General features: G+C 64.2%; 9 protein-coding genes. 7 read left to right on the forward strand and 2 right to left on the reverse strand.

Going from position 1 to position 16,979, the window contains the following annotated elements:
• Positions 1-84 precede the first annotated feature (84 nt).
• A complete protein-coding gene (gene msrB, locus IPV69_RS08390; protein WP_206294600.1) occupies positions 85-720 on the reverse strand; it encodes a peptide-methionine (R)-S-oxide reductase MsrB in 636 nt (211 codons plus the stop codon).
• A gap of 30 nt (positions 721-750) precedes the next feature.
• On the opposite strand from msrB, the gene IPV69_RS08395 reads away from it, so the two are divergent.
• The 4 genes from IPV69_RS08395 (at position 751) to IPV69_RS08410 (ending at position 5,945) form a co-directional block, all read left to right on the forward strand.
• Entirely contained in the window at positions 751-1,269 is a 519-nt protein-coding gene (locus IPV69_RS08395; protein ID WP_206294602.1) for an NUDIX domain-containing protein, read from the forward strand.
• Positions 1,270-1,348: 79 nt separating this feature from the next.
• Positions 1,349-1,933, forward strand: a complete 585-nt coding sequence (locus tag IPV69_RS08400) for a Uma2 family endonuclease (protein ID WP_206294603.1) — start codon at positions 1,349-1,351, stop codon at positions 1,931-1,933.
• Between the two features lie 55 nt (positions 1,934-1,988).
• A complete protein-coding gene (locus IPV69_RS08405) occupies positions 1,989-4,400 on the forward strand; it encodes an exo-beta-N-acetylmuramidase NamZ domain-containing protein (protein WP_206294605.1) in 2,412 nt (803 codons plus the stop codon).
• Positions 4,401-4,409: 9 nt separating this feature from the next.
• Positions 4,410-5,945: a sodium:solute symporter gene (locus IPV69_RS08410; protein ID WP_206294607.1), complete on the forward strand. Its 1,536-nt coding sequence runs from the start codon at positions 4,410-4,412 to the stop codon at positions 5,943-5,945.
• Positions 5,946-6,263: 318 nt separating this feature from the next.
• Here the strand turns inward: IPV69_RS08410 and IPV69_RS08415 are convergent, their stop codons facing one another.
• Positions 6,264-7,133 carry an ROK family protein gene (locus IPV69_RS08415; RefSeq protein ID WP_206294609.1) on the reverse strand — a complete coding sequence of 290 codons (870 nt, stop codon included), beginning with the start codon at positions 7,131-7,133 and terminating at the stop codon, positions 6,264-6,266.
• 322 nt (positions 7,134-7,455) lie between these two features.
• On the opposite strand from IPV69_RS08415, the gene IPV69_RS08420 reads away from it, so the two are divergent.
• The 3 genes from IPV69_RS08420 (at position 7,456) to IPV69_RS08430 (ending at position 16,734) form a co-directional block, all read left to right on the forward strand.
• The gene (locus tag IPV69_RS08420) at positions 7,456-12,711 is read left to right on the forward strand and encodes a PVC-type heme-binding CxxCH protein (protein WP_206294611.1); all 5,256 of its coding nucleotides are present in this window, start codon (positions 7,456-7,458) and stop codon (positions 12,709-12,711) included.
• A 123-nt stretch (positions 12,712-12,834) separates the two neighbouring features.
• On the forward strand, positions 12,835-15,180 hold the full coding sequence (locus IPV69_RS08425; protein ID WP_206294612.1) for an alpha/beta hydrolase family protein: 2,346 nt from the start codon (positions 12,835-12,837) through the stop codon (positions 15,178-15,180).
• 729 nt (positions 15,181-15,909) lie between these two features.
• The gene (locus tag IPV69_RS08430; RefSeq protein WP_206294613.1) at positions 15,910-16,734 is read left to right on the forward strand and encodes a DUF502 domain-containing protein; all 825 of its coding nucleotides are present in this window, start codon (positions 15,910-15,912) and stop codon (positions 16,732-16,734) included.
• Positions 16,735-16,979 lie beyond the last annotated feature (245 nt).

Genomic DNA, 16,979 nt, shown 5'->3' on the forward strand with positions numbered 1-16,979 from the left:
GCCAGTGTCAAACGACCTGGCGGGCTTCGGGGCTCGAATCAATCTATTTTGCAATCGCGGGAAATCGCAACGATCAATGCCGTTCTACTTCGCCGGCTGGGTGGCGGGCTTGGTCGCCGAAGACTCTGCGGCGGGGTCGGCAAGTTTGACGAGCTCTTCCTTGCCGAAAAACTTAAGCGATTCCGAGTTCACGCAATGCCGCTTGCCGGTGGGAGGCGGGCCGTCGTCGAAAACGTGACCCAGGTGTCCGCCGCAACGGCCGCACAGGATCTCTTCGCGAACCATGCCGTAGGCGCGGTCTATTTCGGTGACCACATTCCCCTCGGCAACCGGCTTGAAGAAGCTCGGCCAGCCGGTGCCGGAATTGAACTTGGCATCCGACGAGAACAGCGGCAAACCGCAACCGACGCAGGCGTAGACGCCTTCCTTCTTGTTATCGAGCAGTGTTCCGCAGAACGGGCGTTCGGTGCCCTTGGCGCGGACCACTTTGTACGCTTCCGGCCCCAGTTGCTTGAGCCATTCCTCGTCAGTTTTGACCACGCGGGCGGTCTCGACGGGGACGAGCTTTGCATTCTTGTCGTAAACGGCAACCTTCACCACGGCGGACTCCTTTTTGTCGGACTTGCCACTTCCCGGGGCAGCCAGTGAACTGAGCTGGTACAACCCCAAGCCCGCGGCAATCGTCGCCACGCCCACGCCACACCATTTCGCGAACCGCATTGAAACTCCTGTTGGTTGAACCACGATTGCTTGACTGTACGCGTCAAAGCCCGACATTTCGACCGCAGTCTGCGGGTCGATGCACGCCGCATTGACTGTAGTACAGTCGAACCCTTCAACTTATTTAAGATGCAAGAATACGCCTGCGGGTTTCTATTTTCTGAAGATCGCTCGCGTGTCCTGCTGATCCGCAAACGCCGGCCGGCCTGGCAGGCGGGAAAACTCAACGGCGTCGGCGGGAAGATTGAGCCCGGCGAAACGCCGTTGCAGGCCATGCGACGCGAGTTTCGTGAGGAAGCCGGCGTCGACATCGCCGACTGGCAGCAGGTCCTCCGCCTGAGCGGCCCGGACTGGGTGGGGCATTTCTTCCGCGCCTTTGGCAACGTCGGTCAGGCGTATGCGGTCACCGACGAATTGCTGGAACTGCACAAAACCGCCTCGCTGCCGAAGGATACGATCCCAAACCTTCAATGGATGATTCCGATACTGCTGGACGATGAGGTGGCGAGCGGTCTGTACGCGGTGGCGGTCACCCCGAGTGTCGGATGATCGAACGCATACAGACGCACGACCGTGCTATGGATTCCCTTACGCCGATGAGATCGTCTGATAAGATATGGCCATGGGATTGCCCGCAGTATCTCGGATGACGGTGCAGGAGTACCTGGCCTTTGAAGACCCCGGCGGTCAGCGGTATGAGTTCCGCGAAGGGGATCTGCTTTCAATGGCGGGTGGGACCGCAGAACACAGCCTGATCGGCATGAATGCCTGCGGCGAGTTGCGAAACCGCTTGGCTGGCTCAGGCTGCACCGTCTACAACAGCGATCTGCGGGTAAAAATCCCGCGCAAGGTCCGCTATTACTACTCCGACGGCATCGTCGCCTGCGGCAAACCGCAGTTCGAACTGTCCGGCCTGAAGAAGGTCGCGATTCTGAACCCCAAGGCCATCATCGAAGTGTTGAGCGAGTCGACCGAAGCCCTCGACCGCGGCGACAAGTTTACCGACTACCGAACGATCGATTCCCTGGCGCAGTACGTTCTGATCTCCCAAACGACGCCACGCGTCGAGACCTACCTGCGGCAAGACGGCGGCGCCTGGAAGTTCGAAACCTTTGAACGACTCGAGGCCGTCGCCAGGCTTGAAGCGCTTGGCATCGAACTGCCGCTCCGGCAAATCTACGAGGGGATCGAGTTCCCCCCGCCAGTCGACTGAACCTGCGGCCCATTCATCCCTTCACGACCGCATGCCCAAGTGTTACCGTCTGGCCGTGCCCGCACATCGAATCCACGCGAACGCGAAAATCCCGTCCCTGCTCCTGGTCGTCGGCGTGCTGCTGGCCGGCTGTCGCGGCGGCGCGGAGAAGGCTTCGTCCCAGCCTTTGCGTCAACCGTTGCCGCAGCCCGAGGTCACGACACGTCCCGCATTCGACCAGAATCGCATGGCCGACGCAGATCGCGCCATTACCGACGCCATCGGCCGGGGCGAGATTCCCGGCGCGGTGCTGGTTGTCGGTCGCGGCGACAGGACCGGCGGGACCATCATTTACAAAAAGGCGTATGGCAATCGCGCCGTCCAGCCGGCCTCTCTGCCGATGGCGACGGATACCTTGTTTGACATGGCGTCGCTGTCCAAGCCGATGGGCTGTGCCTCGTCCGTCATGGTGCTGATCGAACGCGGGCGGATCGACCCGAATCGCCCCGTCGCGACCTACCTGCCGGAGTTCGGCCAGAACGGCAAGGACAAGATCACCGTCGCTCAACTGCTGCTGCACCAGGGCGGGCTGATTCCCGATAACGCGCTTGCCGACTACCAGAACAGCCCGGCCGTCGCGTGGGAGAAGATCTGTTCCCTCAAGCCGCAGACGCCGGCCGGGACGGCGTTCAAATACACCGACGTGGGCTACATCGTCCTGGGCAAGCTCGTCGAGAAAGTCTCCGGCCAATCGTTGAACGACTTCGCCCGCGAGAACATCTTCGAACCGGCCGGCATGACATCGACGGGCTACCTTCCGCCGCCCGATCGAAAGCAGAACGCCGCGCCGACCGAGCAACGCGAGGGGCGCTGGATGATCGGCGAAGTCCACGACCCACGGGCCTACCTGCTGGGCGGCGTCGCCGGCCACGCCGGGCTTTTCTCGACCGCCGACGACACCGGCCGCTTCTGCCGCATGCTGCTCAACGGCGGCACGATCGACGGCCGGCAGGTGTTCAAACCTTCAACCGTCGCGCTGATGACGCGGCCGCAATCGCTCCCCGATGGCACCAACCTGCGTACCTTCGGCTTCGACTGCGACACCGCGTATTCCAGCCCGCGGGGCGAACGCTTTCCGAAAGGCGTCAGCTTCGGGCACACCGGTTTCACCGGTACCAGTCTTTGGATCGATCCAGTGAACGACAGTTTCGTCGTGCTGCTGACCAATTCCGTGCATCCCAACGGCAAGGGCAAGGCCACGCCGCTGCGCCGGCAGATCGGCACGATCGCCGCCGAGGCGCTGCTGGGACCGCAACCGGGGACAAGCGCAACCGCCACCCCAGCCGCCGAGTCAACCGGCCCGGTTGCGACGGGCATCGACGTACTGGCACAGAACGGCTTCGCTCCGCTCCGCGGCAAGCGCGTGGCGCTGGTGACCAACCAAACCGGCATCGACCGCCGGGGCCGCCGCACGGTCGATCTGCTCGCCGCCGCCGACGGCGTAAAGCTCGTCAAGCTCTTCTCACCCGAGCACGGCCTGTTCGGCATGCTCGACGACAAGGTGTCGGACATGACCGACCCCAAGACCGGCCTGCACGTCTACAGCCTGTACGGAAAGACGAGGAAACCAACGCCCGAGATGATGGCGGGCGTCGATACCCTCGTGTTCGACATCCAGGACGCCGGCGCCCGGTACTACACCTACGTCTCGACGATGGGTCTCTGCATGGAAGCCTGTGCGGCGGCCAGGGTGACGATGGTAGTCCTCGACCGCCCGAACCCGACGACCGGCAACATCGTCGACGGCCCGATCGCCGACGACAAATCCCTCAACTTCGTCGGCTACGCCCCGATCCCCGTCAGCCACGGCATGACCGTCGGCGAGCTGGCGAAGATGTACAACCTCGATCGCAAAATCGGCTGCGATCTGCAAGTCATCGAAATGACCGGCTGGCGGCGCGACCTCTGGTTCGATCAGACGGGGCTCACCTGGATCAACCCATCACCCAACCTCCGCAGCCCGACGCAGGCGCTGCTGTACCTCGGTATCGGGCAGATCGAGATGACGAACGTATCAGTCGGCCGGGGAACGGATTTTCCGTTCGAGGTGGTCGCCGCGCCGTGGATCGACGCCGAGAAACTCTCAGCCGCCCTGACGGCGGAGAAGCTGCCGGGCCTGTCCTTCGCGCCGATCACCTTCACCCCGACCGCCAGCAAGTTCGCCAACACCGCTTGCTTTGGTGTACGTATTTCGGTCACCGACCGCACGACGGTGGAACCCGTCAAGCTCGGCACCGCGCTCGCATGGCATCTGCGCCGCCTCGGCGGCGACACCTTCGAGATCGACAAGGTCAACGTCCTGCTCAAGAGCGAAGCGACCATCGCAGCCATCAAGTCGGCGAAGACTCCCTCGGAGATCGCCAGCACCTGGCCCGAAACCCTGGCGGCGTTTCGGGCGACACGGGCGAAGTACCTGATTTATCGATAGCACTCATCAATGACTTGGATCGACCTCATCATCATCGCCGGCTATCTCGGCGGCATCTGCATGCTCGGTGTGATGTTCACCCGCCGGCAGAAGACGACCCGCCATTACTTCACCGGCGACCGCTCCATTCCCGCCTGGGCGGTCGCCGCTTCGATCGTCGCCACCGAGACGTCCACCGTTACCTTTATCTCCGTCCCAGGCATTGCCTTCGCGCGTGGCGGGAACTTCACCTTCCTGCAACTGGCGATGGGCTACATCGTCGGGCGGATTGTCATCACGTTCCTGTTCATCCCCCGCTACTTTCGCGGCGAGCTACAGACCGTTTACCAGCTTCTGCAAACCCGCTTCGGTACGCCGGCTCGCATGGTCTCGGCGTCGCTCTTCGTCGTGATGCGCAACATCGCCGACGGAATCCGCATGCTCCTGACGGCGATCGTTTTGGCCGCGGTATATGTGGCGTTCGTTCCCGGTCACGACACCGACGGCGGACGCGAGATCGCGACCGTCGTGGCACTGCTGCTGCTTGGTGCGGTCATGATCCTCTTCACCTACTTCGGCGGGATTGAAGCCGTTGTCTGGGTGGAAGTGCTGCAACTGGGCATCTACCTCGCCGGCGCGATCGCCGCGATGTGGGTACTGGCCGCCAATGTCTCGGGAGGCCTGCCGGGCGCGATCGATCTCGGCGACCGGTTCGCCAAGCTGACCGTGTTCGACTTCAGCTTTGACCTGGCCAAAACCTACACATTCTGGTCCGGCGTCGTCGGCGGGTGCTTCCTGACAATGTCCACCCACGGCACCGACCAGTACATGGTTCAGCGATATCTCTGCACCGATCGTCCGTCCCGCGCCGGCGCGGCGCTGCTGGCCAGCGGCCTGATCGTGTTCGTGCAGTTTGTTCTGTTCCTATTGATCGGCGTTCTGCTGTTCGCGTTCTATCGTCCATTCGAGCAGGCCGGCTACGCCACGTCCGCCGTGACAACATTCCCGTTCGCGTCGCCCGATCGCGTGTTCCCCGACTTTATCACCAAACATCTGCCGACAGGGCTGTCAGGCCTGGTGGTGGCGGCGATCTTCGCGGCCGCGCTGTCGTCGAGCCTCTCCGCGATCGCCGGCACCGTGGTCAATGACCTTTACAAGCCACTGAAACCCGCCAGGACGGACGGTCACTATCTGACCGTCGGCAAGGTGTTGATCCTGGTGTTCGGCGTCATTCAGACCGCCGTCGCGCTGGCGGCGATCAGGTCAGCCAGCAGCGCCCTCAGCAATGTGCTGACCGTCGCCGGCTTGGTGAACGGCCCGGTGCTCGGTCTATTCCTGGTCGGGGCGATGAGCAAGCGCATCCCCCAGTCCGCCGCGATCGCCGGGATGGCGGTCAGTGCGGTCGCGATGGTCGGGCTCTGGTGGTTCGGGGGGAAGTGGGTGGCGTGGACGTGGTATCCGTTGATCGGCAGTGCGATCGTCATCATCGTGGCATTCATTGCGATGCCGGTCTTCTCGCCCCTCGGTCGCGATGATCGCCGTGGCTCTGACAGCGCTCTCGGCTGACACAGGTGTGTAAACTACAACTCGCAAACGGACGAGCGGGGAAATCTCATGAAACCTCGATCGAAGATATGCGTGCTGGCTGTCATGGTCTTGACGAGTTCGGGATGCTGTATTGTCCGCTGGGGAGTGGGGATCGATGCCGACCCGTTCTGTATCGATTATATGAGAAAGAATTGCTGTGGCGGTCCGACCACACAACCCTCGCAGGATCGTCCAAACACCGCAACAACCTCACCATCTGCTGACGCTATTGGGCGTTAGCGCTGTAGGGTCCGCCTTGGCGGACGCGCCGCGTTCCCCGGGATGTGGTGTGCGGTTTCACGAATGCCCGTCCGCCAAGGCGGACCCTACGGATACCGCCCGTGCCGCGCCCGCGGCGTTGTGGAAGTCGTTCTCGCCGAAGGACAGCGTCCATTCCGGGCGGGCGATGCTGGTGAGTTTGTGGCTCACTGCCGCGTGCAGGTCATCCCGCAACCGCGACAGTCGAATCCCCACGCCGCCGGCCAGCACGACATGATCAGGGCGGTACATCGCATGCGCGATGCGGACGGCACGTGCCAGTGCCCTGGCCGAGGGGTCCGTGATCTTCATCGCATTCAGCGCGTTGGCGTCGCCGCCGTACATCTTCACGAGGGCAGGCGCGCCGATGTACCCTTCGAAACTCCCCGCCCCGCCGTCGGGGCCGATAACGGGTGCCCCTTCGATCGAGACGTCCATCTGCCCGAAATGTCCGGGGGAATCGCCGTCCACCCGCAGCGGGCCGGTCGCGTCCATGACCGCCACGCCGACCCCGGTGCCCAGCACCATCAGGAACAGCCGGCCGGACAGCTTCCGACCCAGATAGATGTCGTAAGCGGCGGCGGTGGTGTCGTTCATGATCCGCAAACGCGCCGGCGTTCGCCCCAGTGCCACGGCGGCGATGTCCGCCAGCGGCAGGCCGTTGAGCTTCGGAAGGTTTACCGACAGTGCAATCTTCGTCTGGTGTTCGTTGAGAATCCCCGGCACACAAAGGCCGACGTTGGACGCTTCGATTTCCCGACCCGCGATCACTTCCCGGATCGCGCCGATGATCGTCTCGGCCGACGGGTCGGCGTAGCGTGCGCTTTGCGCGGTCCAAAGGACCCGATCGTCGCGCAACGCGGCGACCTTGACCGAACCCCCGCCGATGTCGATTCCAAGCGAGATCATCCGGCGAAGTGTAGCGTGAATCGCGAAGTACGACCCGTTCCCTGGTGACGGCGCCCTGGATGAAGCGCGACCGACGAGTCCGAAACTTTTAGCGCCATCCCGAAGGGATGGGTTTCGGCGCGGGTTGCGGGACGATCCTCATGGATACGAATACTATGGTCGACCCAGAATCCCACGTACCTTCCGTATCGCGCCAAACCCATCCCTTCGGGATGGCGCTAAAAGTTTGTCTCCCGTATCGAATCTCCCTTCATCGGTTCCACATTCCAACGCGACGCGCCGAGCGCTGGTATCCTCCTGTACACCTCGCACCCGGAGTCGCATGTCACGCTGGATTGTCGCATTCGGTTGTCTTCTTCCCTTGCTGGGTTCCTCCGCGTCCGCGGCCGAGCTTCGCGCCGGCGCGGCCGCCATCGACATTTCGCCGAAGCAGTACCCGGTCCTCATCAACGGCGGGATGACGTCGCGCAGCGCGACCAAGCTTTCTGACCCGATCCATGCCCGCGCCATCGTCTTCGACGACGGCAAGACCAAGCTCGCGGTCTGCGTGGTCGATAACTGCCTGTTCCCCCGCAAGCACATCGACCCCGCCAAGGCCGAGGCGAGCAAGCTGACGGGCATTCCGGCGGAAAACATGCTGGTGTCGGCCACGCATACGCACAGCGCGCCGTCCGTCATGGGCGCGCTCGGCACTGAGGAAGACCCCAACTATCCGCCGGTCATGCGGGAAGGTATCGCGCGGGCGATCGCGGAGGCGTACAAGAACCTGGAGCCGGCAAAGGTGGCGTGGGGCGTCGCCGATGCCAACGAATACGTCGCGATGCGTCGCTGGATAAGGCGGTCGGATCGCAAGATGAAGAGTCCATTCGGCGATCAGGACGTACTGGCCAACATGCACCCCGGCCACCTGAGCGTCGATGCCGTCGGTCCCAGCGGGCCGGAAGACCCGGCGCTCACCGTGCTGTCGGTGCAGGCCGCCGACGGCCGACCGATTGCGCTCATGGGCAACATCGGCATGCACTACTTCAGCGGGCCGGCACCGGTGTCGGCCGACTACTTCGGCATCTTCTGCGGCCTGATCGAAAAGGAACTGGGCGCGGCCATCCCAGCCGGCAAACCGAAGTTCGTCGGTCTTCTGTCCCAGGGCACCAGCGGCGACTGCTGGCGACGGGACTACACCAAGCCCAAGCCCGAGAAGGAAATCACGATCGACGAGTATGCCGGCGGCCTGGCGAAGCTCGCGCTCGCCGCCGTTGCCAATAAGCAGCACCAGAGCGTCGATCTCGCGATGGCCGCCGCCGACATCCGCATCAAGGCCCGGGCACCGTCCCCGGAGCGCATCGAGTGGGCCAAGAAGATGATCGCCGAGATGGGCGACCGCCTGCCCAAGACGCAGCCCGAGGTCTACGCCAAGGAAGTCCCGCACTTGGTGAACGTCCCCGAGGCCGACATGCTGCTGCAGGCAATCCGCATCGGCGACTTTGGCCTGACGGCGATGCCGAACGAGGTCTACGCCCTGACCGGTCTGAAGATCAAAGCCCAGAGCCCGCTCGCCGGTACGATGAACGTCGAGCTCGCCAACGACGAACTCGGCTACATCCCCCCGCCCGAGCAACACCCGATGGGCGGGTACACCACCTGGCCCGCGCGCAGCAGTTACCCCGCGGTGGATACCGAACCGAAGATGGTCGAAACCGTGCTCACGCTGCTGGAGAAAGTCGCCGGTAAGCCGCGCATCCCGATGGACCAGACCCCAGGCCACGCCGTCGTCGGCGATTACGGCAAAGCCGTGCTAGCCTCCAAGCCGATTGCGTATTGGCGGATGAACGAGATGTCGCCGGTCCCGGCGAAAGACCAGGTCTCCGGGCAGTTGGCGAAGTACGAACCGTTCATCGCGTTCTGGCTCGAAGGCCCGCAGTCGGATGCCTTCAGCGGCAAGGGCGTCGTCAACCGCAGCCCACACTTTGCCGGCGGGCGGATGGTCATCGATACCGGCAAGAAACTGACCGGCGATTACAGCGTCGAGTTCTGGCTCTGGAACGGCTTCCCCGCCGAGGGACGCGCGGTGGCCGGTTACGTGCTCTCCCGCGGCACCGACGGTGACAAGACCGCCGGCGAAAGTCTTGGCATCGGCGGCACCGACGCCACGCTCAACGCCGCCGGCAAGCTGTTCATCTACAACGGCGACGGCGCGAAGAAGACCCTCGTCGGCCGTACACCGCTGTCATTCAAGGCGTGGAACCATGTGGTGTTCGTGCGCGCTGGCGCGCGGGTTCACGTTTACCTCAACGGCAACGCCGACCCGGAGATCAGCGGCGAGCTCGAATCGACCGTGAACGGTGCCGGCACAATTTTCCTCGGCGGGCGAAACGACAGCTTCACGAACCTCGAAGGCAAGCTCGACGAAGCCGCGATCTACGACCGCGCCCTCACCGGCACCGAAGCCGCCGCCCATTTCCGAGCGGCCGCCGTCCTTGAAACGGCTGTCCGTGACACGGGTTTCCAACCCGTGCAAGGTGCGCCCGAACGTCAGGGAACCGTCAATCCTCAGCGACCCGACTCTTCGAAGTCAGGTGCTGCAGAACCCACATCTGCTGAACGGTCGGACGCACCCAGCACGGGTTGGAAACCCGTGTCACGGACAGCCGTGTCAGAAACAGCTGCCGCAGCAACGCAGCCTGCGGCGATCTCCGGCATGCGGCTGTCCAAGCCCCTGTCGCCCGAAGAGAGCGCCAAGCTCCATGTCGTCAAAGCCGGTTACGAGCTCGAACTTGTCGCCGCCGAGCCGATGGTCATGGACCCGGTCGCGTTCACCTGGGGGTCCGACGGCCGAATGTGGGTTGCCGAGATGTCCGACTACCCCTACGGCAGCGACGGCAAGATGAAAGCCTGCGGACGCGTACGCTACCTGCAGGACACCGACGGCGACGGCAAGTTCGACAAGTCCGTTGTCTTCGCCGACGGCCTGAACTTCCCCACCGGCCTGCTGCCGTGGCGCGATGGCGTACTCGTCACCGCCGCACCGGATATGCTGCTGCTGCGCGATACCAACAACGACGGCATCGCCGACGTGAAAGAGGTCCTCTACACCGGCTTCACCGAGGGCAACCCGCAGCTCCGCGTCAACTCGCCGCAGTTCGGCCTGGACAACTGGGTGTACCTGGCCAACGGCGTCAGCAGCAAAGGCGAAGTGACGTCGCTCAAAACCGGCGCGAAGGTGCAGGTCTCCGGCCGCGACATCCGCATCCGCCCCGACACCGGCGAAATCGAAACCGAAACCGGCACCAGCCAGTTCGGCCGCAAGATGGCCGACAACGGCGAATGGTTCGGCGTTCACAACAGCTATCCCGGCCGGCACTTTGTCATCCCCGAGCGCTACAGCAAGCGCAACCCGCACGCCTCGCTGCCGCAGAATTACTACGACCTCGGCTTCTCGGCCAACCCCAAGGTCTACCCGCTCAGCCAGGGGCAGAAGCGCTACGGCACGGCGTTCTTCGCGCAATCCGGACGCTTCACCAGCGCCTGCGGCATGACGCCCTACCGCGATACGCTGCTCACCGGCGCCGGCACGTCCGGCGGCACGGGCGAACCTCAGAAAGACGGCGTCATCCACCTGTTCACCTGCGAGCCCGTCCACAATCTCATCCAGCACAACGTCCTCAAACCCGCCGGCAGCACGTACGTCGCCGAGCGTTCGCCCGATGAACTCGACGGCGAATTCCTGGCGTCGAAGGACGAATGGTTCCGCCCCGTCTATCTCACCACCGGCCCCGACGGCGCGCTCTACATCGCCGACATGTACCGCTTCATGATCGAGCACCCCGATTGGCTGCCGGCCGAGGGGAAGGAAGACTACCGGCCCTACTACCGGCTCGGCGAAGACCTGGGGCGCATCTGGCGGGTGAAGCCGAAGGGCTCGACCCTGCCGCCGATCCCCAACCTGGCCAGGCTCTCCACGCCCGAACTCGTGAAGGCGCTCGAATCGTCCAACGGCTGGCAGCGCGATCTGGCGCAGGCCATGCTCGTATGGGAAAAGAGCGGCAATGCCGTCCTGCTGCTGCAGGATTTGGCGCTGCTCGGCAAATCGCCGTACGCACGCCTGCATGCGATGTGGGCGCTGGAGGGGACCAACAACCTGACGACGCGCGTCGCCGAGAAGGCGATGACGGATGAGCACCCCGCCGTCCGCCGGGCGGCGGTGCGGTTTGCCGAGAACCGCGCCGATGCGTCGCCGACGTACATGAACGCGCTCCGCAACGCGATCACCGACCCCGATGCCGGCGTGCGCTTGCAACTGGCGTACTCGCTCGGGCAGATCAACATGCCCGCCGCCGGCGAGACGCTCGCAAAGCTCGCGCTTTCCGCCGGCGACGATGTCTACCTCACGGCGGCGGTGATGACCTCGGCCCACGTCCACACCGACGCACTAGCCACCGCGATGCTCGGGCAGGCGGCCCCGCCGACGGCGCTGATGCGCGACCTCCAGGCGATGGCGCTGGCCAAGGGCGACCGCGACCTGCTCGCCAAGCTGCTGCTGCCGATTCTTGGCACCAAGGGCGGCCGCTACACCATGCCGCAGCTCGTCGCGTTTCGCGAATTTCTTGACGTCCTCGGCCAGCAGAAGACGTCGGTCGCCAAGCTCGGCGGTAAAGGCGACGCGCTCAGCGATCTGCTGACGGCCGCCCCCGATGCCTTCGCCGCCGGCCGGGTTGTTGCAGGCGCGATGGAGCTGCCGGTCGAAAAACGGCTGATCGGGATCAGCCTGCTCGGCCGCGACGGGGCTCATCTGACCGACGACCTCAAGCAGCTCTCAGCGATTTACGCCCCCGCCGCCCCGGCGGCCATCCAGTTGGCCGCCGTCCGCGCGTTGTCCACGGCCAGTGCGGCGGAAGTGCCCGGCGTTTTGCTGTCGCGCTGGGCCGATCGCCCGGCAGAGGTTCGGTCGGCGGCGGTTGATGTCCTGCTCACCCGGGAACCCTGGACGCTCACTTTGCTGGAGCGTCTCAAGAGCGGCGAAGTGCCGGCGACCGACTTCGACGCCACCCGAAAGCAGCGCCTCGCCCGCAGCAAGTCGGCGAAGATCAAGGATCTGGCGTCGGCAGTGTTCGGCGATCTGGGCGTGAACCGCTCGAAGGTCGTCGAAACCTACCGCCCCGCCGCCACGCTCGCCGGCGATGCCGCCCGCGGGCAGAAGATCTACCAGGCCAACTGCGCGACGTGCCATAAGGTGGGCAGCGAAGGCGTCGAGATCGGACCGAACCTGGCGTCCATCGCCGGCTGGCCGCCGGAGGCGCTGCTGACGGCGATCCTCGACCCCAGCCGATCGGCCGAGCCGCGCTACCTGGCCTACACAGCCACGCTCGACACGGGCGAAGCCGTCTACGGCATCCTGCTCCGCGAAACGCCGGCGGGCGTGACGATCAAAGGCCTCGACGGCAAGGAACGCGACATTCCGCGCAAGCAGATAAAATCGCTGGAATGCGCCAACCGCTCCCTCATGCCCGATGGCATCGAATCAGCGGTAGACGCGCAACAGATGGCGGATCTCATGCAGTTTCTACACTCGCAAAAACCGTAGGGTCCGCCTTGGCGGACGCGATAGCGCCGCGACATGAGCTTTCCGTGACACGGGTTTCCAACCCGTGTCACGGACAGCCGTCCAGATCGCCGTGCCGCAACTTTCGCCATCGGAGGGAGAACCGTGCTTTCACATACGTTCCGATTCTTCATGACCTACGGCTTGTCGGTCTCACTGGGCTCGCTGGCCCTCGCGATTCCATTGTCCGCTCAACCCCTGCCCGGCACCGCACCCCTCGACGACCCTTCCGACCAGGCGATGGCGATGGTCGAATCGATCGACGCTTATCTCATGAAGGCGATCGCCGACGCGCCGGCGGATCGGGCGAAGCAGTGGGTCGTCGATACCTCGAGCGTGGAGGCGTACGCCAAGTCCGTCGCAGAGCGGCGCAGGCAACTGGCGGGCATCGTCGGCCTATCCGATGCGCGGCCGGTGTTTGACGGTCCGGAGCTCATCGCGACGACCAAATCCCCCGCGCTCGTCGTTAAGTCGGCGGCGTTCGAGATTCAGGCCGTCCGCTGGCCGGCCGTGAGCGCCAATGGCATCACCACGATCTGGGGCGAAGGGCTGCTGCTGTCGCCGGTCGGCCGCAAACCGATCGCGACGGTCATCGCGATTCCCGACGCCGACCAGACGCCCGAGCAAATCGCCGGCATCGCGCCCGGCGTCGCTGAAGGTTCGCAGTTCGCCCGTCGACTGGCCGAGTCGGGCTGCCGGGTGATCGTGCCGGCACTGGTCGATCGCGACGACACCTTTTCGACGCCGCTCAGCGGCCAGAAGACCAACCAGCCCCACCGCGAATACATCTACCGCCCCGCGTTTCAGATGGGGCGGACCGTCATCGGCTACGAGATCCAGAAGGTGCTCGCGATCGTCGATTGGCTCAGTCGGGAAGAGCTGAACCCCAGCGTCGGCGTCATCGGTTACGGCGAAGGGGGACTGCTCGCGCTCTACGCCGGGGCGATCGACGAGCGGATCGATACCGTCGGCGTGAGCGGCTACTTCGGCCCGCGCGACGGGCTCTGGCAGGAGCCGATCTACCGCAACCTGCAAGGCCTGCTGCAAACCTTTGGCGATGCCGAGATCGGCTCGCTCATCTGCCCGCGAAAGCTGGTGATCGACAAGGCGCAGGGACCGCAGATCGCCGGGCCGCCGGCCGTCCGCGACGGTCGTCGCGGGGCCGCACCGGGCAAGCTCTTGCCGATCGATCCGGTCGCCGTCGGGCACGAGATCGCGCGGATGAACAAGCTCACCGGCGATCTTCCGCCGTTCGTGCATGTGGTGAACCCGGAAGACGGCCAGCCGGTGAGCGAGCCGGTGCTCAAGGCATTCCTGCGGCCGTTCGGGGTGAGCGTTGCTCCGCTCGATCCGGCGCCGCCGAAACCGACAGGCGCTGCGGGTGACCCCCGCGCGCGACAGAAACGGCTCGTCGAGCAGATGACCGCCCACACGCAGCAGATCGTCCGCGACGCCGAGAAGGCGCGGGCGGTTTTCATGCAGCCGGTCGATCTGAGGAGCCGGGAAGTCGGCAAGTTTCTAACGTCGGTCGAGCCGTTTCGGCAGCGGTTCGACCGCGAGCAGATGGCCATCCTGCCGCCGTCGAAGGATGCTCCCAGGGTTCGCTCGAAGCGGCTCTACGACGAGCCGAAGTTCGTTGGCTACTCCGTCCGGATCGATTCGGGCAACGGCATCTTCGCGCAGGGGATTCTGCTGCTGCCAAAGGACCTCAAGCCCGGCGAGAAACGCCCGGTCGTCGTCTGCCAGCACGGGCTCGACGGCCGGCCGGAGAACCTGGCCGATCCGAAAATCGACCACCGGGCGTATCACCAGGTCGGTGTGAAGTTGGCCGAGCGCGGCTTTGTCGTCTACTGCCCGCAGAACCCTTACATCGGCGAGGAAAAGTTCCGCGTGCTGTCCCGCAAGGCCGGCCCGCTGGGGCTCACGCTTTGGTCGTTCATCGTCTTCCAGCACCGCATGACGACGGACTGGCTCGCCGGTCAGCCGTTCGTCGACAAGGACCGCATCGCGTTCTACGGGCTGAGCTACGGCGGAAAGACGGCGATGCGCATTCCCGCCGTCATTCCCCGCTACTGTCTGTCGATCTGTTCTGGCGACTTCAACGAGTGGACGTGGAAGTGCACGTCGCTCGATTTCCGATCGGGCTATCCGGGCACACACGAGTACGAGATTTACGAGTGGAACCTGGGGAACACGTTCGGCTACGCCGAGATGGCGGCGCTGATCGCCCCCCGGCCGTTCATGGTCGAGCGCGGCCACCGCGACGGCGTCGCCCCCGACGAGTGGGTGGCATACGAGTACGCCAAGGTCCGCCGAATGTACGCCGACCTGAAAATCCCAGACAGGACCGAGATCGAGTTCTTCGACGGCCCGCACGAGATCCACGGCGTCGGGACGTTCGCGTTCCTCCACAAACACCTGAACTGGCCGGAGCCGGGTGGAGCGAAGTAGCAGCGCGAAGCGTCGTCGTCGTCCCTCTACGAAGGGCCACTTGATTTTTACCGTACATAATACTAACATGTATAATGTATGAAGTCAAGGGGCACTGCGTCATTGGCCACCTGCGGCACCACCGTGTGCAACGAGTCGTCTCGGGTTCGTTCGGCGAGATCTGGTGCCACGGGTCGCCGGTACTCCGGCGACCGTGCCAACGGCCCCTCCGCGCACGGGTCTGCGGCGTACCGCCGACCCGTGGCACCGCCTTGGGTTCGTTCGGCTATCTCGGGTTCGTTTGGCCGCCTTGGGTTCGTTCGGCCGTTCGCCAGGAAGATCGATTCCTGGGTTCGTTCGGCTGCGGCGGGTTCATTCGGCAGGAGATACCGTTGCGGATGTGAGATTCTCCCGGCCTCGTTCGGTGCCCAGGCCGGGAGTGAACCTTAGTTACAGACAGCCTCGACTACCGACCCGAGGCGCGGCATTCGTTTTCTTGCGATTTGCAGTGGATTGCAAAGGCGTGTAAAAACCGGGCGAAGCGACGGGGCTCGGGTCGGCGAAATCCGACCGGCGACTCCCGTTGCGTCAATCTAACCGCCTGTTTATAAACGCCTTACATGGAAGGGAGGATCCGCGACCCGATTCGGATCGTCCGCAGGATCTGTCGTGCAGAACAACGAATCGAGCCATCTCCCTGCCCCCTCACCGCGCCCGGGCGAACCGTCGGCTTCGGCCGAAACGCCCGCCATGCCACCAGTCGTTCCGGCCAGAACATCCTTCGGCGAAGACTTCCGGCGCTTCTTTGTGCGCGGATTGGCGACGCTGATGCCCACGCTGATCACGATCTGGCTGTTGACCTGGCTTTGGAACTTCCTCTGGAACTCCATCGGACAGCATGTGATTTTCGGCATCCGGTGGGTCTGGCTCCAGTTGGCCGAGGCGAAGGTTATCGATTACGTGCCGGCGGGATACATCCGCCATGCGATGGACGACGAAAAGTTTTCCGTCCGCATCCTGGGTGTCGGGCTGGCGATTCTGCTGGTCTACATCATCGGTGTGCTGGTGGGCAACCTGATCGGCCGGTGGTTTTATCGCCTCGGTGAATCGGCCGTGATGAAGGTCCCGCTGATCCGGGCGATCTACCCGGCGGTCAAGCAGGTGACCGACTTCGTGCTGGCGGACAAGAAAACGAACAAGTTCGCGGCGAGCCGGGTCGTCGCGGTGCAGGCGCGGGCCCAAGGCATCTGGTCGATCGGATTCGTGACCAACCAGGGCTACGGACCGCTAAACGAAGCAACCCGCGGCGACATGGTGACGGTCTTCATCCCTTCGACGCCGACGGCGTTCAGCGGATATGTGATCGTCGCCCACCGCGAATCGACGGTGGAACTACCACTGACGGTCGAAGAAGCGATGAGGCTGTTGCTGTCGGGTGGCGTGATCGTTCCGCCCCCCTCGAAGGAGCAGGATGCCGACGCCCTGCCGGACATGCCAGCAGGTGCAATCGCTGCTCGAAGCCCGGCAGAGTTGCAGGCACTGGTGGAATCGGCCGGAAGGAAGACGGCTGGTTAACCCGGGTGTCCTCGACGTCCGGAAATAGCCGCAGGCAAACGCTTCCGGGCTCGGAAAGCGTCCTGAAGAGTGGAGAGCCGGGATGAAAACCGGCGTCCGTGGGCGGTGCGGCAGAAAACCCGGTCCCTGCCGCAGGCCTTTGCTGTACAATAAGATGCGACGCCGGCAACGATCGGATGTGCCGGCGCGATCGAAACGCTAACTGTTGAGCACCCCAGCTGTCGCCAACGCGACAAACGGGTGCG

This window comes from Humisphaera borealis (genome assembly GCF_015169395.1).
Taxonomy (GTDB): Bacteria; Planctomycetota; Phycisphaerae; order Tepidisphaerales; family Tepidisphaeraceae; genus Humisphaera; species Humisphaera borealis.